This is a genomic window from [Borrelia] turdi (genome assembly GCF_008828755.2).
Classification (GTDB): Bacteria; Spirochaetota; Spirochaetia; order Borreliales; family Borreliaceae; genus Borreliella; species Borreliella turdi.
Map to the genome: position 1 here is coordinate 53,672 of NZ_QBLM01000001.1, position 25,335 is coordinate 79,006.

General features: G+C 26.8%; 20 protein-coding genes and 1 pseudogene. 8 read left to right on the forward strand and 13 right to left on the reverse strand.

The genetic code is table 11. The annotated features are described in order from the left end of the window. Positions 1-17: 17 nt before the first annotated feature. The gene (ileS, locus tag DB318_RS00220; RefSeq protein WP_151060471.1) at positions 18-3,146 is read left to right on the forward strand and encodes an isoleucine--tRNA ligase; all 3,129 of its coding nucleotides are present in this window, start codon (positions 18-20) and stop codon (positions 3,144-3,146) included. Continuing rightward, positions 3,140-3,968, forward strand: a pseudogene (locus DB318_RS00225) (lipoprotein). The gene ileS and the pseudogene DB318_RS00225 overlap by 7 nt, the downstream one beginning before the upstream one ends. 9 nt (positions 3,969-3,977) lie before the next feature. On the opposite strand, the gene DB318_RS00230 reads toward DB318_RS00225, so the two are convergent. The 3 genes from DB318_RS00230 to DB318_RS00240 are packed head-to-tail and all read right to left on the reverse strand — an operon-like array spanning position 3,978 to position 9,021. Beyond that, a complete protein-coding gene (locus DB318_RS00230; protein WP_151074099.1) occupies positions 3,978-4,913 on the reverse strand; it encodes an ROK family protein in 936 nt (311 codons plus the stop codon). Positions 4,914-4,946: 33 nt separating this feature from the next. Further along, positions 4,947-7,793 carry an AAA family ATPase gene (locus tag DB318_RS00235; protein WP_151074100.1) on the reverse strand — a complete coding sequence of 949 codons (2,847 nt, stop codon included), beginning with the start codon at positions 7,791-7,793 and terminating at the stop codon, positions 4,947-4,949. Continuing rightward, positions 7,780-9,021: an exonuclease SbcCD subunit D gene (locus DB318_RS00240; RefSeq protein WP_151074101.1), complete on the reverse strand. Its 1,242-nt coding sequence runs from the start codon at positions 9,019-9,021 to the stop codon at positions 7,780-7,782. The genes DB318_RS00235 and DB318_RS00240 overlap by 14 nt, the downstream gene beginning before the upstream one ends. Positions 9,022-9,095: 74 nt before the next feature. Between DB318_RS00240 and topA the strand changes: the two genes are divergently transcribed. The 4 genes from topA (at position 9,096) to DB318_RS00260 (ending at position 15,538) form a co-directional block, all read left to right on the forward strand. Further along, the gene (gene topA / locus DB318_RS00245; protein WP_151074102.1) at positions 9,096-11,645 is read left to right on the forward strand and encodes a type I DNA topoisomerase; all 2,550 of its coding nucleotides are present in this window, start codon (positions 9,096-9,098) and stop codon (positions 11,643-11,645) included. A 2-nt stretch (positions 11,646-11,647) separates the two neighbouring features. After that, positions 11,648-14,119, forward strand: a complete 2,472-nt coding sequence (locus DB318_RS00250; RefSeq protein WP_151060465.1) for an ATP-dependent RNA helicase — start codon at positions 11,648-11,650, stop codon at positions 14,117-14,119. 128 nt (positions 14,120-14,247) lie between these two features. Continuing rightward, positions 14,248-14,763, forward strand: coding sequence for a hypothetical protein (locus tag DB318_RS00255; RefSeq protein ID WP_151060464.1), 516 nt, complete (start codon positions 14,248-14,250; stop codon positions 14,761-14,763). After that, positions 14,756-15,538: a phosphodiester glycosidase family protein gene (locus DB318_RS00260; protein ID WP_151060463.1), complete on the forward strand. Its 783-nt coding sequence runs from the start codon at positions 14,756-14,758 to the stop codon at positions 15,536-15,538. The genes DB318_RS00255 and DB318_RS00260 overlap by 8 nt, the downstream gene beginning before the upstream one ends. Here DB318_RS00260 and DB318_RS00265 read toward each other — a convergent pair. Next, positions 15,531-16,076: a hypothetical protein gene (locus DB318_RS00265; RefSeq protein ID WP_151060462.1), complete on the reverse strand. Its 546-nt coding sequence runs from the start codon at positions 16,074-16,076 to the stop codon at positions 15,531-15,533. The two genes, DB318_RS00260 and DB318_RS00265, sit on opposite strands and share 8 nt — an antisense overlap. Before the next feature lie 80 nt (positions 16,077-16,156). Here DB318_RS00265 and DB318_RS00270 point away from each other — a divergent pair, with 80 nt between their 5' ends. Beyond that, positions 16,157-16,528, forward strand: a complete 372-nt coding sequence (locus DB318_RS00270; protein WP_151073693.1) for a hypothetical protein — start codon at positions 16,157-16,159, stop codon at positions 16,526-16,528. Positions 16,529-16,669: 141 nt separating this feature from the next. Here DB318_RS00270 and miaA read toward each other — a convergent pair whose 3' ends face one another. The 9 genes from miaA to DB318_RS00315 are packed head-to-tail and all read right to left on the reverse strand — an operon-like array spanning position 16,670 to position 24,086. Continuing rightward, positions 16,670-17,590 carry a tRNA (adenosine(37)-N6)-dimethylallyltransferase MiaA gene (miaA, locus tag DB318_RS00275; RefSeq protein WP_151060460.1) on the reverse strand — a complete coding sequence of 307 codons (921 nt, stop codon included), beginning with the start codon at positions 17,588-17,590 and terminating at the stop codon, positions 16,670-16,672. Beyond that, positions 17,577-17,777 carry a DNA-directed RNA polymerase subunit omega gene (locus tag DB318_RS00280; protein ID WP_151060459.1) on the reverse strand — a complete coding sequence of 67 codons (201 nt, stop codon included), beginning with the start codon at positions 17,775-17,777 and terminating at the stop codon, positions 17,577-17,579. The genes miaA and DB318_RS00280 overlap by 14 nt, the downstream gene beginning before the upstream one ends. Before the next feature lie 39 nt (positions 17,778-17,816). Beyond that, a complete protein-coding gene (gene cmk / locus DB318_RS00285; protein WP_151060458.1) occupies positions 17,817-18,353 on the reverse strand; it encodes a (d)CMP kinase in 537 nt (178 codons plus the stop codon). After that, complete coding sequence (locus tag DB318_RS00290) at positions 18,350-19,216, reverse strand: YicC/YloC family endoribonuclease (protein WP_151060457.1); 867 nt, start codon at positions 19,214-19,216, stop codon at positions 18,350-18,352. The genes cmk and DB318_RS00290 overlap by 4 nt, the downstream gene beginning before the upstream one ends. Before the next feature lie 10 nt (positions 19,217-19,226). Further along, complete coding sequence (gene murC, locus DB318_RS00295) at positions 19,227-20,633, reverse strand: UDP-N-acetylmuramate--L-alanine ligase (RefSeq protein WP_151060456.1); 1,407 nt, start codon at positions 20,631-20,633, stop codon at positions 19,227-19,229. After that, positions 20,623-21,564 (reverse strand): hypothetical protein, encoded by a 942-nt coding sequence (locus DB318_RS00300; RefSeq protein WP_172964861.1) that lies wholly within the window; start codon positions 21,562-21,564, stop codon positions 20,623-20,625. The genes murC and DB318_RS00300 overlap by 11 nt, the downstream gene beginning before the upstream one ends. Further along, positions 21,539-22,486 (reverse strand): RluA family pseudouridine synthase, encoded by a 948-nt coding sequence (locus tag DB318_RS00305; protein WP_151060454.1) that lies wholly within the window; start codon positions 22,484-22,486, stop codon positions 21,539-21,541. Before DB318_RS00305 ends, DB318_RS00300 begins: the two co-directional genes overlap by 26 nt. A 12-nt stretch (positions 22,487-22,498) precedes the next feature. Then, entirely contained in the window at positions 22,499-23,833 is a 1,335-nt protein-coding gene (panF, locus tag DB318_RS00310; protein ID WP_151074104.1) for a sodium/pantothenate symporter, read from the reverse strand. 58 nt (positions 23,834-23,891) lie between these two features. Next, positions 23,892-24,086: a DUF997 family protein gene (locus DB318_RS00315; protein ID WP_151060452.1), complete on the reverse strand. Its 195-nt coding sequence runs from the start codon at positions 24,084-24,086 to the stop codon at positions 23,892-23,894. Positions 24,087-24,158: 72 nt separating this feature from the next. On the opposite strand from DB318_RS00315, the gene coaBC reads away from it, so the two are divergent. Beyond that, positions 24,159-25,331 carry a bifunctional phosphopantothenoylcysteine decarboxylase/phosphopantothenate--cysteine ligase CoaBC gene (gene coaBC, locus DB318_RS00320; RefSeq protein WP_151060451.1) on the forward strand — a complete coding sequence of 391 codons (1,173 nt, stop codon included), beginning with the start codon at positions 24,159-24,161 and terminating at the stop codon, positions 25,329-25,331. The last annotated feature ends 4 nt before the right edge of the window (positions 25,332-25,335 follow it).

Sequence of the window (25,335 nt, forward strand, 5' to 3'; positions counted from 1 at the left end):
AGAATTATAATATTAATATGTTTAAAAAAGTAGAAAACAGGGAAAATTTTCCTAAAATAGAAGAAAAAATATTAAAATTTTGGACTGATAACAAGATCTTTGAAAAATCAATGGAACAAAGAAAAGGATGTGAAGAATTTACATTTTATGACGGACCGCCTTTTGCAACAGGACTGCCTCATTTTGGACATTTTGTTCCAAACACAATAAAAGACATAATTCCAAGATATAAGACAATGCAAGGTAAATATGTTAAAAGAAATTTTGGATGGGATACTCACGGACTACCTGTTGAATACGAAGTAGAAAAAAAATTGGGAATTTCTGGCAAATACGAAATAGAAAATTATGGCATTGAAAATTTTAACAAAGAATGCAAAAAAATAGTACTCAGATATACAGAAGAATGGAAAAATATAATCTTAAGGCTTGGAAGATGGGTAGATTTTGAAAAAGGCTACAAAACTATGGATATAGACTTCATGGAATCTGTGTGGTGGGTATTTAAAAGCCTTTATAATAAAGGTTTAATCTACGAGAGTTATTATGTACTACCCTATTCTCCAAAACTAGCAACTCCGCTTTCAAACTTCGAAGTGAATCTTGGAGAATATAAGGAAGTCAATGATCCATCATTAACAATAAAATTTAAAATAAAAGATAAAAACGAATATCTACTAGCATGGACAACAACTCCTTGGACATTACCTTCAAACCTTGGAATTGCAGTTGGACAAGAAATAGAATATTCTAAAATTTTTGACAAAAAAAAAGAAGAAATTTTAATACTTGGATCAAAAAAACTTAATAGCTATTATGATGATGAAAATTTATATACTATTATAGAAAAATTCAAAGGAAGCAAGCTTGCAGGTATAGAATATGAACCTATTTTTAACTACTTTTTAGAACAAAAAAATAAAGGTGCTTTTAAAGTCCATACAGCCGATTATGTTACAACTGACGATGGAACAGGAATTGTTCATATTGCTCCTTTTGGGGAAGAAGACTACAAGATACTTAAAAAACATACAAATGTCGATATAATAGATCCCTTAGATGCTGAATGTAAATTTACAAATCAGGTAAAAGATTTTAAAGGACTTTTTGTAAAAGATGCTGATAAAAAAATAATAGAAAACCTAAAATTACGCAATTTTTTATTCAAAAGAGAAAATTATCTACACAGGTATCCATTTTGTTACAGAACAAACTGCCCAATTATTTACAGACCAATAAGCTCATGGTTTGTAAATGTAGAAAAAATAAAAACCAAACTCTTAAAAATAAATGAAGAAATTAATTGGATGCCAGCTCATTTAAAAAAAGGAAGATTTGGAAAATGGCTAGAAAATGCAAAAGATTGGGCAATAAGCAGAAACAGATTTTGGGGAAACCCAATTCCAATTTGGATATGCTCAAAAACAGGAAAAAAAATTTGTGTTGGATCTAAAAAAGAGCTTGAAGAGCTATCTGGTCAAAAAATCGAAGACTTACACAAAGACAAAGTAGATAAAATAACCTGGCCAAGCGAAAATGGCGGCACATTTATCAGAACAAGCGAAGTTCTAGATTGTTGGTTTGAATCTGGAGCAATGCCTTACGCAAGCAATCATTATCCATTCAAAAATGAAAGTAATTTTAAAAATATATTTCCTGCTGACTTTATTGCAGAAGGTCTAGATCAAACAAGAGGATGGTTTTATACTCTTACAATTCTAGGAACTTCTCTTTTTGAAAACACAGCATTCAAAAACGTCATTGTAAATGGACTTGTACTTTCAAGTGATGGAAGGAAAATGTCAAAATCTTTTAAAAATTATACAGACCCAATGGAAGTGATAAACACCTTTGGAGCCGATGCCTTAAGGCTTTATTTAATAATGAGCCCTGTAGTTAAAGCTGATGATTTAAAATATAGCGACAATGGGGTAAGAGACGTTCTTAAAAATATAATAATACCAATTTGGAACGCTTATTCCTTTTTTACAACTTATGCAATAATTGATAAATTCAAACCTCCAAAAAATATAAGCTTGGTTAAAAGCAATAGCCTTGACAAATGGATCATAAGCGAACTTGAGAGTCTAAAAAAAATACTAAATAAAGAAATAGACAAATATAATTTAACAAAATCAATAGAATCTTTACTTGAATTTATAGATAAATTAAATAATTGGTATATAAGAAGATCTAGAAGAAGATTTTGGAAATCAGAAAATGATAAAGACAAAAACGATGCCTACGAAACATTATATTATGCAATCAAAACTTTAATGATTTTACTTGCACCATTTATTCCATTTATAACAGAAGAGATTTATCAAAATTTAAAAACCGATGAAGATAAACAATCAATACACCTTAACGATTATCCAAAAGCAAATGAAAATTTCATCGACAAAACAATTGAAAAGAAAATAAATCTCGCAAGAAAAATAACTTCAATGGCAAGATCACTCAGATCACTACACAATATAAAAATACGCATGCCTATTAGTACAATATACATTGTCACAAAAAATGAAAATGAACAAAATATGCTAATAGAAATGCAAGAAATAATATTAGACGAAATAAATGCAAAAGAAATGAAAATAAAATCTAATGAAGAGGAGCTTATAACTTACAAAGCAAAAGCAAACTTTAAAGCACTTGGGAAAAAGCTTGGAAAAGATATGAAAACGGTGTCTACTGAGATTAGCAAGCTAAAAAATGAAGACGTAATAAAAATAATAAATGGAATATCTTATGAAATAAAAGTGGATAATGCAAAATATTACTTATCATTAAATGATATAATATTAGAAAGAGAAGAAAAAGATAACTTAAAAGTAATAAATGAAGAGTCTATTACAATAGGAATAGACTCACTAATAACACAAGAATTATATTTAGAAGGGCTTACAAGAGAATTTGTAAGACAAATCCAAAATTTAAGAAAAGAAAAAAATTTTGATGTTAGCGATAGAATAAACTTATACATAGAAAATAATACAACATTGAAAGAAATACTTAATAAATTTGAAGAATATATTAAATCTGAAACATTAACCTTAAATATTATATTAAACAAAAGCAAGCTAGAAAAGAAAATCAACCTTGACGATAACATATTTACAGTAATAGGAATTGAAAAATGTTAAAAACATTAACAAAAATAATTACAATTTCATACCTCATAATAGGATGCACCAGCCTGTCTTACAGTCCTCCCCAAAAAAATCTAAATTACTTAATGGAACTTTTGCCCGACGCAAATTTATATGCCCATGTAAATTTAATTAAAAATAGATTTATTTACAAATCTTTAAGTCCTAAATATAAATCCATTTTAGGACTTATAAACGATTTATACTTCAGCTATAAAAAAGAAAATAACGACTTTGCTCTACTAATAATGGGAAATTTTCCAAAAGATATTTTCTGGGGAATTCACAAAAATAAAAATATGAAATCAATAGGCAATATACTTACAAGCCCAAAATGGAAACTTAAAAATTCAAACATATACATTACCCCAAACAGAGCTAGAACTAGTATTACAATAAACCAAAAAAAAGATAATACCCTAAAAGAACACAATATACTAACAACAAAATACATTAAAGAAATAGAAAAAAATGAAATGTTTTTTTGGATTCAAGATTCAGCATTATTGCTCCCAGACCAAATAGCAAATAGTAATAAAAATTTAATTCCTTTTAACGGCGGAACCTTGTCTATAAACAGCCTAAATCAAAACGAATATATTTTTAAATCTTTGCTCAAAACAAATAACCCATCAGTGCTAAAAGTATTGTCAAAAAAGTTAATCCCAACTATCTTGACAAACACGACTAATCTCACAATATCAAACAACATAAAAGCTACAATAAAAGACCAAAATACAGTAGAAATAGAATTTAATATTCAAAAATCTAGCGTTGAGAGCTTTATTACAAAACTAGCTAAATATTCAAACCTAAAATAAGCCTCTAATAAGAGAAATTATTTTGCTTTTTGCGAGTAAAATAATGATACAAAGCTCCAATTTTACCAGACTCATTATTAAATTTAGTCGGCTCAAGTGTTACAAGATTTTTTATATCATTATTATTAATAAAAGCCATTTCTAAAGACCATAAATTTTCTAATTTTTCATATATTCTATCTATTAAATCAGGCCTTGCACTTATTCCTCCTCCAATTAAAATTTTTTCGGGATTTAAAATAAAAGTTAAATTAAAAATACCAAATGATAAATTCTCAAAAAATCTGTCAACCTCATTTTTGGCATGAATATTTCCATTCTCAGCAAGATCAAAAACATACTCTCCTGAAATTTCTTTTAAAGGCTTCTCTAGGCGCATAGCAACTCTTTTCCTTAAGGCTAAAACAGAAGAAATGGCTTCCCATCTACAATTAAAAGGAATATTATTACTAATACCTCTAGTAATCATAAATCCAACCTCTCCAGACATAAAAGAATTTCCTCTTAAAAGTTTACCATTTGTAAAAATTCCAGCACCAATTCCTGTACCAAGAGTTATAGCAATAAAATCATTAGAATCAACAGCATTACCCTTAAATTTTTCTGCTAAGGCTACACAATTAGCATCATTTTCAATCTCTGTACTTACTCCAGTTAAAAATTCTAATTTCTCTTTCAAAGGATAATTAACAAACCCAGAAATAGCATTTACCCTAATGACATTTCCATTAATATCAACAAACCCAGGGATGCAAATTGCAACTCCCGCTATATTACTTGATTCCCTGTAAGAATTAATAAGGTTAACTAAAATATTTACTTGTTCATCAGAAGTAGCAGCTGTACTTATTTCATTTTTATCAAAAAAAACACCACTTGAATCTGCAAGCGAATACTTAGTGCTAGTCCCACCAATATCAATTGCTAAATAACATTTCATACTCACCCTCAAAGCTTAATTTTACATAAATGATCATAAATTTTCCATAGCAATATAAGAAATTTTAGAAATCTTGTTTATAACTATTTGTGCTTTAATCATCTCCTTCAAATAAGAAACATGAGAAATTATACCGATTTGTCGTCCAGTCATTATTTGAAACTTAGAAAGCTTAGGCATAATTTGAGCTAAAGTATCTTCATCAAGATTGCCAAACCCTTCATCTAGAAAAAAAGCTTCTATCTTTAGCTCACTATCCCTTATTTTATCCGACAAAGCTAAAGACAAGGCTAAAGATACAAGAAATTTTTCACCCCCAGACAAAGTTTTTACCGTTCTTATTTTATTAACATCTTTTTTATCTTCAATTAAAAAATCAAACTCCTTACTCTCTTTATTAGTTTTAAGCTCAAAATCAGGGAAAATCCACCTTAAATACTTTTCATTTGCTAGTCTTAAAATATCATTAATTAAAAAAGTTTGAACATAATATTTCAATCCAGAAGCCCTAATAACCACCTTTCTCAAAACATCTAGCTTATCTTTCCTTTCTTTGGCAAGATTTAATTCTCCTCGTAGCGCGTCTAAATTAATTTTTTGTTGATTAATCTTTTTTTGAAGAGCTTGAAAATTTAAAAACTTTATTTTATACTTTTCAATGTCTCTAGATAAAAATTCAAACTTAGAACTAATTGACAAGCTCAATTTTTGCAAGAAATCAAGGCTATTCTTATTGATTTGTTCTAAAGCAGTTTCTGATTCAAAAGAAAATGAACTAAAAAAAATACTTTTTAAATCTGAGACTATATTAATAAAACTATTCTGCTCTTCTTTTAGTCTTGCTTTTAAAGTTAAAATAGATTTCTTTATAAATTTAATTTGGGTTTCGGTTTTAATTTTTAAATCTTCTAAATTTTTAAGATTTAAAACAAGCGTATTCCATTCATTTTCTACACTTTTTTGCCTAGCCAAAATAACATTAAATTCTTTTTCCAAGGAGGAATAATCGCTAAAACTTAAATTTAAATTAAATTTTAATAATAAGCTTTTAATTTTTAAAAGATTTTGATCAAAATTCTGATTTTTTAAAGAAATCTCAATTTTTAAATCTTTTTTTCTAGCCTTAAATTGCTCAAACTTTTCCAATTTATTTTCAAATGCTAAAATTTTTTCCCTGTCAAAATAATTTATGTATTTATCAAATAAATTTTTTCCAATCAATCTTAAAATTTCAGCATTATTCTTTTTAAATTCTAAAGTATTAATCTCTTGCTTAGAAATTTCTTCTTGCCTACAAGATAACTGATATTTAAGCTCATCAATTTGACTTTGTATCAAATGAAGTTTTGAATTTAAAACGTAAAGCTCTTTCAAACTACAAACCGATAATTTATCTTTATGCTGATAATTTTCATATTCAACCTCAATATATTTTAACTTCTCTTTATCACTCTCAATAGAAAAATTTTTATCATTAAGATATTTTAACAACTCTTTATACAAATCAATCTTAATAATATTTTTTTCCTTATTTTTATTAAAAGTTTCTTTGTCAGTAGATTTTAATAAAAATTCCAACCTATCTCTATATTTTGAAATCAACTCATCATTAAAAGTTTGAAATAATTTCAATGCTTCATAATAAACATATTTGTCAAAATCGAAATTAGATTTCTCAGAAGAAATACTTTTAATCTCATCATTTTTTCTGCTTTGAGCCTTCAATAATTCTTTTTTTTCATCTTCAAGACTATTTTTCCTTAAAAGCAAACTTTGACAATTATTCTCAATAAATTTAAAATTAAAAATATTGCAATTCTTATTATAAAGCTCCTTAACATAATTAAAATTAAAATTATTAATATCCAAATCTTTAATTTCTTTTAAATTATTTATCACTTTTGAAAGTTCTAAATCAAGTAATCTAATATCATTAAATAACTCGCCTTGCATAGCGACAAGATTTTTCAAATTCCAAAAATCTGAACACAAATAAATTTTTAAATCCAAATCCAACTCTTCTTTTAATTTCTTTTGAAAAGAATAGTCCACCTCTAAAGAATCTTGGTATTTAACCTGAGAAGACAATTGATCTTCTAAAGAAGATATTTCAACTTCTAAACCTAAATATCTCTCATTAGATACTATTGCCTGATTACACAAAGAAATAGCTCTTTTAATATTTTCAAGATCAATTTCCAATCGACCAATATCAACTAAATCTAAATAATCCTTAAGAGATTTATATTCCTTCTCATCATAATCAAGGATTGATTTTTCATAAGACTCAGAATTTAATAATTTATCTATGCTAAACTTTGTACGTTCAAAGTCACTTTTTAAATAAAATTCTAAATTATCATATTTTTTCAAATTAAAAATATTATCAATTATTGCGGCTTTCTCTTTAGGAGTTGATGTTAAAAATTCTTGAAAATTACCTTGTGGTAAAATTACAGTTTGACAAAATTGATTAAAGTCTAATCGACAAAGACTTTTAATATGCTCTAAAACATCAGTTCGACCCTCAATAATCCTATCATCAAAAAAACAACTAAGCAACATGCTCTTGGGGGTCTCTATGTTTTTTACATTAAGCTCAATAAAAGATTCATAAATCTTACCAGAAATAGTAAATGTTAATTTAACATAAGCACTGGTCTCGCCTTTTGATATAATATCCACAATTTTTTTTCCAAGTCTATAAACACGCGCATATAATGCCAAAGTTATACAATCTAAAATTGTGCTTTTACCCGATCCAGTATTGCCAGAAATTAAAAAAATGCCCGATTGCCTTAACAAAAGAGCATCGAAATTTAACTCATGCTCACCCTTATAAGAAGCAATATTTTTAAATATGAGCTTATTTATCCTCATATTCGCCTAAATATCCTTTAGCTAAAACCTCATTAAAAAGAGAAATAAGTTCTTCTTCCTTAAATTTGATATCCTTAATAACGCCACTTTCAAAATCTCGTCTCAACTTTTTCTCAAAAAAATATTTTTCATCCATTTCAAGCACTTCGAGTTCTCCAATAAAACTAGAATCGTCTTGTAAATTCTGACTTAAGAGCAAAGAATAGGAAATAGAAACTAAATTCATAAAATTAAGCTTTGCTAAATCATAAATAGTCTCCTCAGCACTAGTATCAATCGCTTCATTAAGTTCAATTTTCAAATAAATCACAAAAGACTCTTCTTTTTTAAAATTAGTCAAAAAGTCAAGAACTTCATCCAAAGAACCTTTAACAAAGATTAATTTATTGAAAACCGGCACAAGAAATGCTTTTTGCAAGATTAATTTATTGTCATTAAAATGTAAAACATTTATATATTTATCATGAGACTCATTAAATGAATATTGCATGGGAGACCCCGAATAAACAATATTATCCTTTAGTTTCATGAATTTATGAATATGCCCAAGAGCAACATAAGAAAAACTATTCCCAAAAACATTAAAAGGAATAATATAACTACCTCCCAAGGTATCAATCTTTTTACTGTTAGCAAAAAAAGAATGTGCCATTAATATTTTAGGAATTCCTTTATGATTGTTTTCTAAAAAATTAGATAAACTTGATATCTTTTCTCTGTAAGCATTTTCTAAATTTTCAAGAAATAGATTACTGGAAGGCTGATCTTCTAATCCAAAGGTATTGTCAAAATTTTGCCCTAAAATAAGCCTTTCATTTATATGCGGAAGACAAACAACAATAAACTTAAGATTTCCATTATCTTTTAAGAAAACTATTTGCTCATCAGAATCATGCTCTGTTATTAAAAAAAAATTAAATCTCGAAAGAAGTTTTTTATTAATACTCAAATAATCTTTTTTGTCATGATTTCCAGAAATAACCACACACCATTTACAAGAAGTAAAAGAAAGATCATAAAAAAAATTATTTACCAATTTTTGCTCTTCAAATCCGGGCCTTTTGGAATCATAAACATCCCCAGCAACAAGTAAAAGATCTATCTTTTCTTTTTGAATAAATTCTAACAGAAAAAATAAAAATTTTTTCTGTTCCTTAAGTATTGAAAAATTTTCAATTTTTTTTCCAATATGCCAATCTGAAGTGTGCAGAATTTTATAATTGCTCATGAAATACTCTCACTTTTTTTAATTCTTAAATTATGTTTATATATTATAATACAATATATAAACATAAGGAATTTATGCAAAATAAAAAATTAATAATAGTTGAATCACCAACAAAAGCTAAAACAATAAAAAAGTTTCTTGATGACTCATTCTTAGTAGAAGCATGCATTGGACATATAGTAGATCTACCAAACAATGCAAAAGAAATTCCCAAAGAATATAAGAAATACGAATGGGCAAATATTTCTATAGATTATAACAATGGATTTAATCCAATTTACATTATTCCTAGCAATAAAAAACAAGTTGTATCAAAACTAAAAAAATTAATACAAACAATCAATGAGATATATCTTGCAACTGACCAAGACAGAGAAGGAGAAACTATAGCATTTCATTTAAAAGAAGTATTAAAAATTAAAAATTATAAACGGATGGTATTTCATGAAATCACAGAAACTGCAATAACCGAATCACTAAAAAATACTAGAAATATAGACATGAACCTTGTTAATGCCGGGGAAGCTAGAAGAATATTGGACCGACTGTACGGATATACCATCTCTCCGCTCCTTTGGAAAAAAATAGCTTATGGACTTTCTGCTGGAAGAGTACAATCTGTTGGTTTAAAATTATTAATAGAAAAAGAAAACACCAGAATAGATTTTAAAAAGGCTAATTATTATACAATTTTACTTCAATGTAAACACGAGAAAAAAGATTTGTTGCTTGAAACAAAATTAGAAGAAATTGACGGCAAGAACATAGCAGAGGGTAAGGACTTTATAAACGAAACTGGGAAACTTAAAAATAGCGAAAAGACAATAATAATAACTCAAGATTTAATGATCGAGCTTCAAAAAGAATTAAAAAATGGACAAAAAATTGAATTAATTTCAATAGAAACTAAAGAAATAAAAATACCTCCCCCAAAACCATTTACTACATCCACACTTCAACAAGAAATAAATAAGCGCCTTAAAATTGGAACAAAGCAAATCATGCAACACGCCCAAAAACTTTACGAACACGGATACATTACCTATATGAGGACAGACTCTCATAATATTGCTAAAATTGCAAAAGACAAAATAACAAAAATAATAAAAAACAAATACGGAAAAGACTATATAGAGGAAAAAGATAGAATTTATAAAAAAGAAAAAATGACTCAAAATGCACATGAGGCAATAAGGCCTTCTGAAATGTTTATTCCAAACGAAAACATAGAAATAGAAAGCAAAACCGCTAAAGAAATTTACAAAATAATATGGGATAGAACTATTATTTCTGGAATGAAAGATGCAATAAAAGAAAATATAAAGCTGACTTTTAAGTATAAAAACTTAATTTTTAAATCAAGTTTTACAAAAATAATTTTTGATGGATTTCTTAAACATACTAAAGAAAAAGATGAATATATTAACATAAACTTTGACTTAATTGAAAAAGGAGATACATTTTCTATAGTCAAAATGAAAACAAGTGAGCATGAAACAAAAGCTCCATTTAGATACACAGAAGCATCTCTTGTGCAAAAAATGGAAAAAGAAGGAATAGGTCGTCCTTCAACCTATTCTACAATTATATCAACACTTTTAGAAAGAGAATATGCATTTAAACTCAACAATACGTTAATACCAACTATAAAAGGCGCTGCTGTAATAAATCTTCTTGAAAAATATTTTCCAGTACTAATTGAACTAAATTTCACCTCTAATATGGAAGAAAAATTAGATAAAATAGCAATAGGAAAACTGGATAAAATAAAATATCTAAGTAAATTCTATAATGGTAAAAAAGGACTTAAAGATACAGTAATGCAACTAGAACCTAAAATTAATTCTTCTGAATTTAGAACTGTTATTGAAAGTAAAAAAATAGAAAATAAAGATAATAGCATTAATTACACAATAAACATTGGTAAATATGGGCCTTATTTAATATTTAAAGGGAATAATTATTCAATTAAAACAACAACTCCATTAGAAAATTTGTACAAAAAAGATGAAATAGAAAAAATAATAAATGAAAAAGAGCTAAAACCAAATATACTTGGTATTGATCCTTTAACGGGACTTAATGTAATCTTCAAAAATACAATTTATGGAAACATTGTACAACTTGGAGAAGACACTTATGCTCCTCAAGAATATACAAAAAAGGGAAAACCTAAAAAATTAAAAATAATAAAAGCAAAAAAAGCATCAACTAAAAAAATTGATCCTGAAAACATAACATTAGAGCTTGCTTTAAAATTACTTTCACTTCCAAAACAAATCGGCAAATATCCTCAAACCAATGAACAAATCATTGCTGCAACTGGTGTTTTTGGAGATTATATTAAAACTGAAAGCGGAAGTATTGCTTGCTCACTAAAAAAAGATATAAAAGCATATGACATAACGCTAGACGAGGCTATCAATCTACTTAACGAAAGAGTTAATAAAGTAGGGACAATAGTTAAAATGATCCCATTTTCTAAAAACAAAATTGGCAACAAAATATATATTTACAAAAAAAACGACAAATATTATGCTAAAATTAAAAGAAAGAAGATTGATTTACCTGATAACATTAGTCTTGACGAAATAAATGAGAAATATGTATTCAGTTTGTTGTAAATATGAATGATTTCAAACTCCCAATTTATAAATACAAAGATGAATTAATCAAAGTATTAAAAAATAATAATGTTTTAATTGTTGAAAGTCCAACAGGCAGTGGAAAAACTACCCAACTACCAAGAATAATATATGAAGCGGGTTTTGCAAAATTAGGAAAAATTGGAGTAACTCAACCAAGAAGAATAGCTACAATATCAATAGCTGAATATATTGCCAAGCATATTGGTGTAAACGTTGGAGAAGAAGTTGGTTACAAAATAAGATTTGAAGAAATTACAAGCCCAAAAACCAAAATTAAATTAATGACTGACGGGGTGCTTTTGCAAGAGCTAAAAAAAGATACATTGCTTTATGAATATGATGTAATTATAATAGACGAAGCACACGAACGAAGTTTAAACATCGATTTTATATTAGGTCTTATTAAAGATATTTCAAGAAAAAGGGACGATTTTAAAATCGTAATTTCATCTGCTACAATAAACACAAAAATATTTTCAAAATATTTCAACAATGCACCGGTTGTTAGCATTGAAACTATTGCGTACCCAGTACAAATAATATACAATCCTCCTCTTTTAAGCACATCAAAAGGAATGATATTAAAAATAAAAGAAATTGTCTTGAACGTAATAAAAGAAAAAAAAGCAGGAGATATTCTTATATTTTTATCTGGAGAAAAAGAAATAAAAGAAACTATAAAAGAATTACAAGAATTAAACTCAAAAAAAAATTTAATAATATTTCCTTTATACGGTAGGATGCCTAAAGAAGCTCAAGAACAAATATTTGTAGCTACTCCTAAAAATAAAAGAAAAATAATAGTCTCAACAAACATCGCAGAAACTTCAATCACAATTGAAAATATTAAAATAGTAATCGATAGCGGAAAAGTTAAAACAAACAAATTCCAAACAAAAACTCATACCTATTCACTCCAAGAAGTTCCAATTTCAAAATCATCAGCAACTCAAAGAGCCGGTAGAGCAGGAAGACTTTCAAAAGGAACTTGCTACAGACTTTACAAAAGAGAAGATTATCAACTAAGAGAAGATTATCAAAAAGAAGAAATATATAGAACAGACCTATCTGAAGTAGTACTGAGAATGGCAGATATTGGAATCAGAGATTTTACACACTTTGACTTCATATCAAAACCATCAACGCATTCGATTCAAACTGCAAGCAAAATATTAAAATCTCTGGATGCTATAACCAATAACAACGAACTTACAGAAATTGGTAAATATATGATACTATTCCCATTAATTCCAGCACATTCAAGAGCATTAGTCGAAGCAATGATAAATTACCCACAAGCTATCTATCAAACTACAATAGGGCTATCATTTTTATCCACAAGTGGAGTTTTTCTATTACCTCAAAATGAAGAGATGGAAGCTAGACAAGCCCACTTAAAATACAAAAATCCAATGGGAGATTTAATTGGATTTATTAATATCTTTGAAGATTTTGTAAAAGCTACAAATAAAGAAGCTTTTACAAAAGAAAATTATTTAGATTTACAAGGACTTGAAGAAATAGTAAATGTACAAATGCAGCTTGAAAACATTGTTAGCAAACTAAATATACCAATAATACAAAAAGATACTCTTGACAACGAAGGATATTTAAAATCTATAATGAGAGGAATGAGGGATTACATTTGTTTTAAAACCTCAAAAAAGAAATATAAAACAATCAAAGCTCAAAACGTAATAATTCATCCTGGATCACTTATTAGTACTGATTCTGTTAAATATTTTGTTGCAGGAGAAATTATAGAAACTACAAAAATGTATGCAAGATCCATTGGCGTCTTAAAAAAAGAATGGATTGATGATATTAACCTTAATGAAGAGTTTAAGCATAAAAACATACCCGAGAAAGAGAAACAAATAACAAATACCAAACAGACAAAACTTGTCAACGAAATCAAAATAGGAAAAAAAATCTTCAAAGTGGAGCACAAAAATAACATTTATGTAATAAAAATTAGCATAGAAGAACTAAAAGAAATAATTTCAAAAAACGAATTAAATAATCAAAATAATGAAAATTTTAAAAAAATTAAAATACAATTAATGCATAAGAATGTAACAGTTTTCAGCAATAAAAAATTTTTAGAAACTATAGAAATAGTCAAAGGTATGGGAAAAAATTGGCATTGTATAAAAAAATATGAAACAAGCAATGTAAACATTGATGAACCTGAAAAAATGAAAAATCTTTTAGAGTGTACAATGCAGTTCATAATCTCTCCTCCCAAAAAAAATGCTCTTTTCTTATCATTAGAAACAGATCGCTTTGGAAATTTTAGACTAAAACCTAAACAAAATTTCATAATGGCAATAGAAGAATCTATGGAGAGTATAAAAAGCCTAATAGAAAACAAAGAATACATACAAAAGTTACATTCTATAAAGAAATTAATAAATAAAGTTTACAAAAAATTAAATTACTTTTTTTAAAAACTGAACCTTGAAAGCCTTTTTATAATAGAAAAAATAATAATCAAATATTATTCATTATTATCGGCAATGCTAAGAATGATTTTAAATTATTTTCATTATTCTCAAAACAAAGTTTATAATAAATTATGAACTACTTATCCTTTTTTTATATTTTATTACTTTTATTAATTGCTCCTTTTGCATTACAAAGTAATAATAAGGAAAATACAGAAAATTTAATAAAGCTATATATGCTTTATGATTTAACTAATAACTTACCAAAAGAATTAGAAATAATAAATAAAATTAAAGATTTTGACTTAGAACAATATTACCTACTAATTACAAAATACTATCTAAAAATAAAAAAATACAAAGAAGCCAATGATTTTTTAAACAAAATAAACAAAAAAAAGATTAACAATCAAAAAATAAAAAACGAAATTATTTCACTAAAATTAAGAATAAATGAAAATAATATTAATGAAAAAGAAATTGCAAAAATTTTAAATAATGAAAAAAATATAGATGTCAAAATAATTTATCAAATATTTAATCTTATAAAATTTAAAAATAAAAAATTAGCAGCACAGATTAAAAATCTCATACTAACAAGCTATCCCAAAAGCATTTATTCTTATAAAATAAAAAGAAATGAATAAAAAAATATTAACAATACTAATATTTATTTTAAGTATTTCATCAGGACTAATGCTGTCCAAATCAATTGCTAAAAAAGTTAAATACAAAATTATTAAAGGGTATTTTATAAATAGCAATTATGTTCTAGTAAAAATTGAAAATAAAGATCTAAGATTCACCATATCAAAACCTATTTACGATAAAAAGCTAAATAATTATTACTTTAAAGGGCAGACAACAAGTCATTTCTTAATCTCCAACAATGTTGACATTGCAATTAACACAAGTCCATACGAAGTTAAACAAAACATGTTTTTTCCAAAAGGACTATACATATATAATAAAAAATTGATTTCAAAACAAATAACTAACTATGGAGAGATCACAATAAAACACAATAAAATTGTATTAAATCCTAAAGAAGAAGAAATAAAAGACTCCGATTACGGATTTAGCGGATTTTTTGTTTTAATCAAAAACGGAAATTATAAAAAAAACTTCAAAGACACAAGACACCCAAGAACAATAATAGGAACTGATAAAAATAACAAATATTTATTTCTTGCTACAATAGAAGGAAGAGGCGTCAACAATAGCAAAGGGGCTTCTCTAAATGAAGCTATTGATTTTGCATTAAGTTATGAAATGGACAATGCCATTAACTTAGATGGAGGAGGCTCAAGCACGCTAGTTGTAAAATCAAATAACGCTCCTCGCAAATTAAACTTCACCGCAAACATCTTTGGACAAGAAAGATATGTCCCATTTCATTTAGGAATAAAACTTCCTAATTAGAAAATCTCCAACCAATATTAAATCCAAGCATAATCTCAGTTGTTAATCCAGAAAAATTTTCATAATTAGAAAATGGAGAAATAGAAAGCATAAACAAGGGCCTAATGTATAAACCTTCAAAATCTGGGATAAAAAGATCAGCAGCAAGCCCCATGCTTAAGAAAAAGAGATTGTAGCTATTAGAAGTCAAATCAAAAGCATATTTAAACCCAATTAATGGAAAAAGCATTCTAACTTGTTCTTTAAAAACCATTGGATATGTTCCATAAAGCCCAAACGAGAAATATCTCCCATTATGAGTATTAACAAAAGCATCTTTGTAAGACATTTCAAAAAATACATAATTTGCATCAAAAAATAAATTCAAATTAATCCCATGATCTACCCTAGTAAAATTTGGAGCAAATTTATTGGAGCCTGTTTTATCAGTATAATTAGTAAATTGATAAGAAAGCCCCCCGCCAAAAGAAAGTGGATAAGAAATAATTAAATTATTAGAAGAGATGAGAAATAAAATAAAAAAAAGATATTTCTTCATTAACAATCCTTAAAAATTCTAAAAAATACTATATTATTATAGTAACATACTAGAGTAGTATATAAAAAATCAGGGAAATTATGAATACAAAAACATTATATTTAATATCCTTAATTCTTTTAGCTTGCAATAAAAATAACAAAATTCCTCTCATTCAAAAATTGAACTTGCCCAAAAGTAGCATTCTTGGCTTTAGCAATAAAGTAGGTATAATAATAAAAGACTATACTTTTCTTAGTAAAAGCACTAAGAAAAATAGCGAATTGGATTATGACTACGCAATTCTACTTAGAAAAGACGAAATCGTAAAAATTGAAAAAACACTAGAAAAAACAGAACGCTATGGAATTAAAGGGAATTGGATCCTAGTCAATTATAAGGGAACTAAAAGCTATATCTTTAGCAAAGACATAAACATAGTCAATAACATAATAATTGAACATTCTAAATAGTCTCCACTACATAACCAAAAAAAGTCCTATCAATAAAACAAATTATTTATTTTTTTTCTTATGTCTATTTTTCCTTCTTTTTTTCTTCCTTTTATGAGTAGAAATTTTTTTTAATTTTCTTTTTCTTCCGCAAGGCACTCCTTAAATCTCCTTATCAACTTTAAAAATTAAATTCAAAATGTTGTCCAAATCATCCTCTGGATGAAGCCATAAAACATCAGAAATCTTCGCAAAAAAGGTCATTTGCCTTTTTGCATATAAAAACGAATTTTTATTTATCAAACTTATTATATCATTTAAACCATAACAAGGTCTACTTTTCCATAATAAAAACTCATTATAACCTATCCCTTTAAAAGCGGGAGTATTTTCATTGTAACCCCTTCTAAACAAACTTTTAATCTCAGAAAGTAATCCACTATCGAGCATTTCATTAATTCTTATTGATATTCTAGTTTTCAAATCTTCAAAAGACCTTTTAAGCCCTATAATCATAATATTTTTAAATTCGCTATTTTGTTTTTTTTCAAATTGGCTAATAGGAATTCCTGTTTGGTAGTAGACCTCAAGAGATCTTTTAATACGATAAATATCATTCTTATTTAACATATTAAATCTAATGGGGTCTACATTTTGCAATTCTTTTAAAAGATAGTATTTACCTTTAAGATCCAAAAGATTGTTTACATAAATTCTTATTTCAGAAGTAACCAAAGGCGTTGAAGGAAATCCATCTTTTAAATGCTTAAAATAAAAAGCGGTACCTCCTACAAATATAGGAATTTTTTTTTTCTGTCTTAATTCTTTTACTATTCTTAAAGCTTGCTCGTGAAAAATTCCAAGAGCATACTCTTTTTCGGGATCTAAAAAATCTACTAAATGATGCTTTATATGCTTCATTAAATTTTTACTTGGCTTTGAAGAAGCTATATTAAACTCTTTATATACTTGAATAGAGTCAACATTAATAATTTCTGCTTTATTTCTTGGAAAATGAAACAAAATATTGCTTTTGCCCACAGCTGTAGGGCCAAAAATAAAAACTATTCTATCTTCCTTCAATTGAATAGATAAATTTACCAGTTAAAACATCATTAAAAGCTTGTCCTAATATTTTATCATCATAGACAACGTGTTCTGCTAAAGAAATATTGTCTATGATTTGTTCTGTACGCATTATAGTTGCAACAACAAGTTCATAAAAATTTCCATCAAAATCTTGTATTTTTTTTAAAGGCACTTTAGTCATCTAATCTCCTTACAAACTAAACATATTAAATAAGTTTAGCTAATTTTTTAAGTTTCTTTTATCAATTTCATCTCGAATTAATTCAAAAACTTCATTTGAACTAATGTTTGTAACATCAACCACTAAATCGGTCTGCGAAGAATAATCATCAATATCTATATTATAGATAGATAAATATCTTTTTTTATCATTTTCATCTCTATTAAAAGTACTACTTAAAACATCAGAATACATCCCCCCCTCTCTAGTCATTATTCTCTCAGCTCTGACTTCCATTTTAGCATAAAGATATATTTTTAAATCAGCGCTCTTAGAGATCCAAATAGCAAGGCGCGAAGCAAGCACTGTATTGTTTTTTTTAGAAAGTAAAGACAATCTTTTATCAAGATACCTATCCCAATAATAATCATCTCTTCCTATTATCTCTTTCTTGTAAAATTCCGAAAAAGGAATATTATGTTCTCTTGCAATATCGTGAAAAGTATAATTAATAAACTCAAGACCATAATGTTTTGCAAGCATATTACTAACAGTAGTATTACCACAACCACTCTTACCAGAAAGTGCTATTTTCATTCAACATTCCTTATTTGCTCTTTTATTTTTTCTAAATTTAACTTCATATTAAAAATCAAATTTTTAATATCAAGATCAACCGCCTTATTACTCATAGTTGTTATTTCTCTATGCATTTCTTGAGAAATAAATTCAAGAACTTTGCCACATATCTCATATTCAAGGTTTTTATAAAAAGTTTCTATATGAGAATCTAAACGCATGATCTCTTCATTGATATCTAGACGAATCGCCATTTTAGCTGCCTCTTCTGCAATACTTATATCTCTAAATTCATCCATTAATTTAGAGATATTTTCTTTAATACTTGCAAATAATCTGGCATTTATATCATTACAAGCATCCTTAACAACCTTAAGATCCTGCTCTATTAGCACAAGGGTTGACACTATATCTGATTTAGTATTTTCTCCTTCAAAACTTCTCCCATTATTATAATGAAATAAGGTTTCCTCTAAAACACCTTTAAACAACCCATAAATCTCTTCTTGATGATCACTATCCTCATCTATTATCAAAGCGCCTTTTAAGGATAAAAAATCACCTAAACTTAGTTCGTTCTTAATATTAAGATTAGTATGCGCCAAAGAATCTCTAAGTCTAGAAATAGCTTCAATATAATTAGGATTAACCGTAAAATTCATACGAGGAACCAATTCTTTATATCCTACATTTAAAAAAACATTACCTCTACTGATATATTTTGAAATCAAATTTCTTATATCAAGATCATACCCAGAAAAAATTTCTGGCAACCTAAATTTAAATTCTAAAAATTTTCCATTATAAGATTTCAAATTAACGCTAAACATATAGTTACCGATTATCTTTTCCAAATAAAAAAATCCCGTCATACTTTTCACTATAATACCCTTACAGAAAATCGTGTAAAATAAAATTATTTCCAGCGCCCATTGTAATAAACAAATCTCCTGATATTAATAAACTTTTTATAAAGTTAATAGAGTCTTTGACATCTTTAAAAAGATAAGTGTTTTTATTTATTTTTTTAATATTTGAAAATAATTTTACAGAAAGTTCGTCTGGATTAAAATTCTCTCTATTAGTAAGATATATATTGTGCAAAATTAATATATCAGCAACACTTAGAACTTCAACAAAATCATCAAAAAATTCTTTTGTTCTTGTAAAAGTATGGGGCATAAAATCCAAAATTATACGCTTGTTCTTATAAAAATTCTTAATACCCAAAAGCGTTTCTCTAATTTCCCTAGGATGGTGAGCATAATCGTCCATATAAATTATTCCCTTTTCCTCTTTAACAACTTCAGCCCTTCTTTTTATCCCACTATAATTTTTTGCAACTCTCTTTACCGATTCTTCAAAATTAAAAATTGATTTTCCCTTACTTTTCAAAAAAAAATTTAAAGCTAAAAGCGCTGCTGAAAAATTTAATACATTATGAAATAAAACAGTCTTAAGTTCAATATTACAAAAGCCTAAAAAAGAAAAACAAAAATATTCATTCTTAACTGCAATGTTACTTATTTGAAAATTCGACAAATCTCTAGATCCAAAGCTAAAAATATTTATATCTTTTCTATTGATTTTCCTTTTAATTTTAAGTAAATTATTATCATCAGAATTAATTATTAATATTCCATTTTTTTTCAAATTATTAATATATTGTAAAAAAGCATCTTCAAGGGACTCATAATTTTTAAAAAAATCAACATGTTCATAATCAACATTGGTTAAAATGAGCATATTGGGAATAAAATGCAAAAAATGTTTTTTATATTCACAAGTCTCAACAATAAAAATATTGCTAATACCAGCTATTGCAGAATTATCTTCAAAATCTTTAACACTTGATCCCACAATAACATTGGGATTCAATCCTAATTTGCTAAAAAGAATACCTAAAAACGCCGTAGTAGTGGTTTTACCGTGAGAGCCTGCAATTCCAATACTATAGTATTTTTTAGAAAGTTCACCAAGAACCTCAGGATAAGATAAAATAGGTATATTCAATTCTTTTGCTTCAAGTAAAACTTGCAAACCATCCTTATCATAAGCTGAAGAATATACTATTAAATCAAAAGACCTATCAAGCTCTTTTAATGAAAACTCATAAATATTTTCATAATAAGATATCTTATTATTACTCAAAATCTCATCAGTATAAAATTTATCGGGAATATCTACCCCTTCTATAAAATAACCTTTTGAATTTAAAAAACAAGCTAGAGAACAAACCCCACTCCCCTTTATTCCTACAAAAAAAATATTATTCAAACTGTCAAAATTAATTTTCATAGCTCTCTTCTAAATAATCTTTTTTGTCATAAAATTTATGTATAACTATATCAATAGATAATATATTAATTATTGTATACTTAAGTACGTTCGTAATAATATAAGTCCTAAGCATTTCTGTATTATTGAATAAGTTATTTCCAAGAGGAACATTCAAAAATAGCTTAAAAAGATAATTGCTTCCATCTTTTTTAATTTTAAGATCATAAACAATATAACTTCTATCATACTCAGAAACACAATGCTCAATAATTTGCCTTACAGCTCTTTTAGAAATAGATAAAACCCCTTCTTCATAAAAATGGGGCCTTACAACAGATCGAATATAATTTCTCTTCTTAGCAAAGAACCATCCGCTTTTAAAAAAAACTTTAATTGGATTTAATAGCAAATTGGGTCTAACAGACCTTATTTCAAAAGCAGCTGCTGGTACAACATGCTCTCCCATTTGCCTTGAAATCCTTGCTTTTTCTATTTCCTGTTTAGTTGAAACATCTGTTATGTAAATAATCTTATAAACATTTGGCAATAAAAGTCTTGAGATTATTTTATCTATCATTTTAAGACTTGTTCCTAATATTAATATTTTATTAAATTCTTCTCTTCCAAGAACTTCAAGCACTTCACTGCAATGAGCATAATCTTCAAATACAGATCTCTTTACTGCCCTAAAAACATTATCTTCAAACTTAGCAGAGCTCCCAGCAATAATTTTCATATCCTTGATTAAAACACCATCATCAATTATTAAAGGTATTGAATACTTATCTGCTACTAAATGTGATCTAAAGCTCTTGCCAGTTCCAGCAGATCCTACTAGTGCATACACCTTAACCTTAACAAATTTATGCTTAATGCTAGTTGCAAAGTTTTTAACCTTGCTTAATATTTTTTTTAAAAAAAAATCACTTGAAAAATTCTGAAAATTCATAAACACCAAAAATATCTTTTATTTGCTTTAAAAATTCTAAACCGGGCTTAGCATAAAATACATTCTTTTTAAAGAATGCTTGATTAAATTTTACCAAAAAAGCATGTAAAAAGTAATCGCTTTTTTTGAATTTATCACAGTACTTCTTGTCATTAATTAAAGGATGATTGTTAAACGAACATTGAGACCTTATTTGATGAGTAAAGCCCGTTTCAATAACAATCTCAGCAAGAGTAGCTCTTTTGGAAGACAATATTGGATTAACCCTTGTAATTGCATTAATAAACTCTTTATCCTCTAAAACAAAAGTTTTTTTCAGCCTTTTATTTCTAAATAAATGATTCTTATAAACAACAGATGCCTTAACCTCACCCAAAAGTATTGCGAAATATTTTTTAGTTATAGATCCGCTACTAAATGCTGTACTTAGCTTCCTTGCAGTATTTATATTTTTTGCGAAAATAATAATACCAGAAGTATTTCTGTCAAGCCTGTGAACTGCTGAAGGCTTAAAGCTTAGAGATCTTAGACCTTCTCTTAAAAGATAAGCATTCACTAAAAAATCAAGAGAGCTTCTGTCTCCATGAACTAAAATGCCTCTTTGCTTATCCAAAACAAGTAAATCACTATCCTCATAAATTATTCTTCTTCTAATAGATTGAAAATCAATATTGCTTTTATAAAATTCATCCATAGTTAAGTTCAAACTTTCGGCTAAAGATTTATACAAATAAATTTTATCACCTTCACAAACTCTATATGAAAAATGTGATTTTAGCCCATTCAGCCTAATGTCGCCCTTTCTTATATGTTTTATTATCCTAACTTTAGACAAATTTAAAATTTTAATTAAAATTGAATCTAATCGCTTGCCATCATCATTAGCAAGAATTTCTAAAAAAATATACTTATCTAAACGCAAAAAATAATCATCCTAATAAACTTTGCTATTTTTTTTACAAAAAAAATTAACTATTAAAAATGTAAATATAGAAATAAAAAATGCTGGAACAACAGGGTGAAAAAACCAAATATTAAAACCAAAGCATAAAATGCACAAATAAAATATCAAACCCAAAAACATAGATGCAAATGCTGCTATTTTGCTTGCAAAATTTAAATAAAGTCCAAAAACAATAATAGGGAAAAATGAAACTTCTAAAGCCCCAAAAGCAAAAATATTAACAAAGAATAAAAAATTGGGAGGAAAGAAAGAAAATAGAAGTATTATTGAAATAAAAAAAACATTAGAAATCATTATTACCCTACTAACCTTTACGTCTTCTTTTAAATCTTTTTTATAAATAAATATTGACTTTATTAAAACAGATGTTATTAAGAGCAAATTTGAATCTACTGTGGACATTATTGCAGATAAAAGGCCCATAAAAAAAATAAAACGGGAAAAAGGATTTAAAACTTTTAAAGCTACATTTAAAACAACTTTATCATTTGGATTTAAATCTGGAAAAAGAATAATAGAAAAAAACCCTATTAAATGCATTAAAACAATTAAAAAACTGATAATAAAAGTAGAAATGGGAAGAGAAAATTTTATGGCATTCTCATCTTTAAATGCTATAAAATTATTAATAATCTGAGGCTGCCCCAATATTCCTATTCCTATTAATATCCAAAAAGAAATTATATATTGTGGTCTTAGATCAACATTTGAAGGGAGCAATAGGCTTTTATCTAAACTAGACGCCGCTGTCTTGAACAAATTATTAATACCCCCTCCCAAATCTAACATTTTGGAAAACAAAATAACAGATGAAACTAGCATTAAAAATCCTTGAATCAAATCTGTATAGGCTACTGCTTTAAATCCACCAAAAAATACATAAATAAAAACCAATAAAGCAAAAAGCAAAAGACCCGCTGCATAATCAATACCCCAAAAAACTTCTATAAGCTTAGCGCCACCTATTAATTGGGCAGAAATCAAAAACATTGAAAAAAAAATTAATACACATCCACTCATTAACGCCAAAAAATCACTTTCATATCTATATCTAATATAATCAACAATATTTATTGCATTAATTTTTTTTGATTCGCGATTTAATCTCTCCCCAACAATAATAAAAGTAATTAAAGTTGTAGGAATTTGTATGGTAGCTAATAATATAAAAGATAAACCATACTTATAAACAGAAGAAGGACCAGAAATAAAACTGCTAGCACTAATATAGCTAGAAGAAAATAACAAGGCCATAACAATAAAATTAATATTTCGATTTGCAAGAAAGTATTTATTTAATAACAAAAAACTACCTCTATTTATTTTTAAAAAAATCTAAAAATGAAAAATTATCAATAATATATTAAGTTTTACTAATTACTAAAATAAAAAAACAAACCAAAAAAAAAATTATACCGGGGAACAAAATTCCTGACCAAAAAAACCACAAAGGAATATTAAATATAGTAGCTGATCTATCAATAAAATATGCAAAACAACACCATAAAAAAAATATACAAACATACAATAATACAACATATAAAATCCTATTTCTCATTTAAAACAACCTTAGCAAAAGGATATCAAAACTTATAAATTCAAATATAATGTATATTATATAATATATTATATGAATAAAAATAAGCATATATTAATTGGTATATGTGGAGGCATAGCCTCTTATAAGTCAGTTTACATAGTCTCTAGCTTAGTTAAATTAGGATACAATGTCAAAGTTGTAATGACAAAAAATGCAACTAAATTTATTACTCCATTAACTTTAGAAACCATCTCTAAGAACAAAATAATTACTAATTTATGGGATTTAGACCATAATGAGGTCGAACATATAAAAATTGCAAAATGGGCTCACCTAATTCTTATTATTCCTGCTACCTACAATACAATATCTAAAATTGCATCAGGAATTGCTAATGACGCGTTAACTACAATAATATCTGCAAGCACAGCCCCTACTTATTTTGCAATGGCAATGAATAACGCAATGTATTCAAACCCTATTTTAAAAGAAAATATAAAAAAGCTTAAAACTTATCATTATAAATTTATTGAGCCTGATAAAGGATTTTTGGCTTGCTCATCAAATGCATTAGGACGCCTTAAAAATGAAGACAAAATTATAAAAACAATATTAAATGAATTTAACCAAAAAAATTGCTTAAAAAACAAAAAAATACTTATAACGGCATCTAGAACTGAAGAATTAATAGATCCAATTCGCTATTTTTCAAATACATCAACGGGAAAAATGGGATTTTGTTTGGCCCAAGAGGCTATAAAGCTAGGAGCCCAGGTCACAATTATTACAGGACCAACTAATGAAAATAAACCTGAAGGAGCAAATATTATAAAAATAAAAACTGCAATGGAAATGTACAAAGAGGTTCTCAAAATATATAATAAATTTGAAATAATAATTGGAGCTGCGGCTGTTGCTGATTTTAGACCCAAACACATTTTTAATAGTAAAATTAAAAAAAATAAAACAAATAGATTATATATAAAATTAGTAAAAAATCCTGACATAATCCAACACATAGGACACAATAAGCTTAAAAACCAAATTATTGTTGGATTTTGCGCTGAGAATTCTAAAAATTTAATTCAAAAAGCAAAAGAAAAACTAAAAAAGAAAAATTTGGACTTTATTATTGCAAATGAACTTAAATATTTCGGCTCAAACTTAAACAAAATTTATATAATAAATAAACAAAGCATAAAAGAATTACCAGAAATGGAAAAATCAAAAGTAGCTAAAGAAATTTTAAAAATTTTATACTAATACT

Excerpts from the sequence above, each read along its gene's own strand:
- ileS (WP_151060471.1), top strand. The coding sequence starts at position 18 with ATGTTTAAAAAAGTAGAAAACAGGGAAAATTTTCCTAAAATAGAAGAA.
- DB318_RS00230 (WP_151074099.1), bottom strand. The coding sequence starts at position 4,913 with ATGAAATGTTATTTAGCAATTGATATTGGTGGGACTAGCACTAAGTAT.
- DB318_RS00235 (WP_151074100.1), bottom strand. The coding sequence starts at position 7,793 with ATGAGGATAAATAAGCTCATATTTAAAAATATTGCTTCTTATAAGGGT.
- DB318_RS00240 (WP_151074101.1), bottom strand. The coding sequence starts at position 9,021 with ATGAGCAATTATAAAATTCTGCACACTTCAGATTGGCATATTGGAAAA.
- topA (WP_151074102.1), top strand. The coding sequence starts at position 9,096 with ATGCAAAATAAAAAATTAATAATAGTTGAATCACCAACAAAAGCTAAA.
- DB318_RS00250 (WP_151060465.1), top strand. The coding sequence starts at position 11,648 with ATGAATGATTTCAAACTCCCAATTTATAAATACAAAGATGAATTAATC.
- DB318_RS00255 (WP_151060464.1), top strand. The coding sequence starts at position 14,248 with ATGAACTACTTATCCTTTTTTTATATTTTATTACTTTTATTAATTGCT.
- DB318_RS00260 (WP_151060463.1), top strand. The coding sequence starts at position 14,756 with ATGAATAAAAAAATATTAACAATACTAATATTTATTTTAAGTATTTCA.
- DB318_RS00265 (WP_151060462.1), bottom strand. The coding sequence starts at position 16,076 with ATGAAGAAATATCTTTTTTTTATTTTATTTCTCATCTCTTCTAATAAT.
- DB318_RS00270 (WP_151073693.1), top strand. The coding sequence starts at position 16,157 with ATGAATACAAAAACATTATATTTAATATCCTTAATTCTTTTAGCTTGC.
- DB318_RS00280 (WP_151060459.1), bottom strand. The coding sequence starts at position 17,777 with ATGACTAAAGTGCCTTTAAAAAAAATACAAGATTTTGATGGAAATTTT.
- cmk (WP_151060458.1), bottom strand. The coding sequence starts at position 18,353 with ATGAAAATAGCACTTTCTGGTAAGAGTGGTTGTGGTAATACTACTGTT.
- murC (WP_151060456.1), bottom strand. The coding sequence starts at position 20,633 with ATGAAAATTAATTTTGACAGTTTGAATAATATTTTTTTTGTAGGAATA.
- DB318_RS00300 (WP_172964861.1), bottom strand. The coding sequence starts at position 21,564 with ATGAATTTTCAGAATTTTTCAAGTGATTTTTTTTTAAAAAAAATATTA.
- DB318_RS00315 (WP_151060452.1), bottom strand. The coding sequence starts at position 24,086 with ATGAGAAATAGGATTTTATATGTTGTATTATTGTATGTTTGTATATTT.
- coaBC (WP_151060451.1), top strand. The coding sequence starts at position 24,159 with ATGAATAAAAATAAGCATATATTAATTGGTATATGTGGAGGCATAGCC.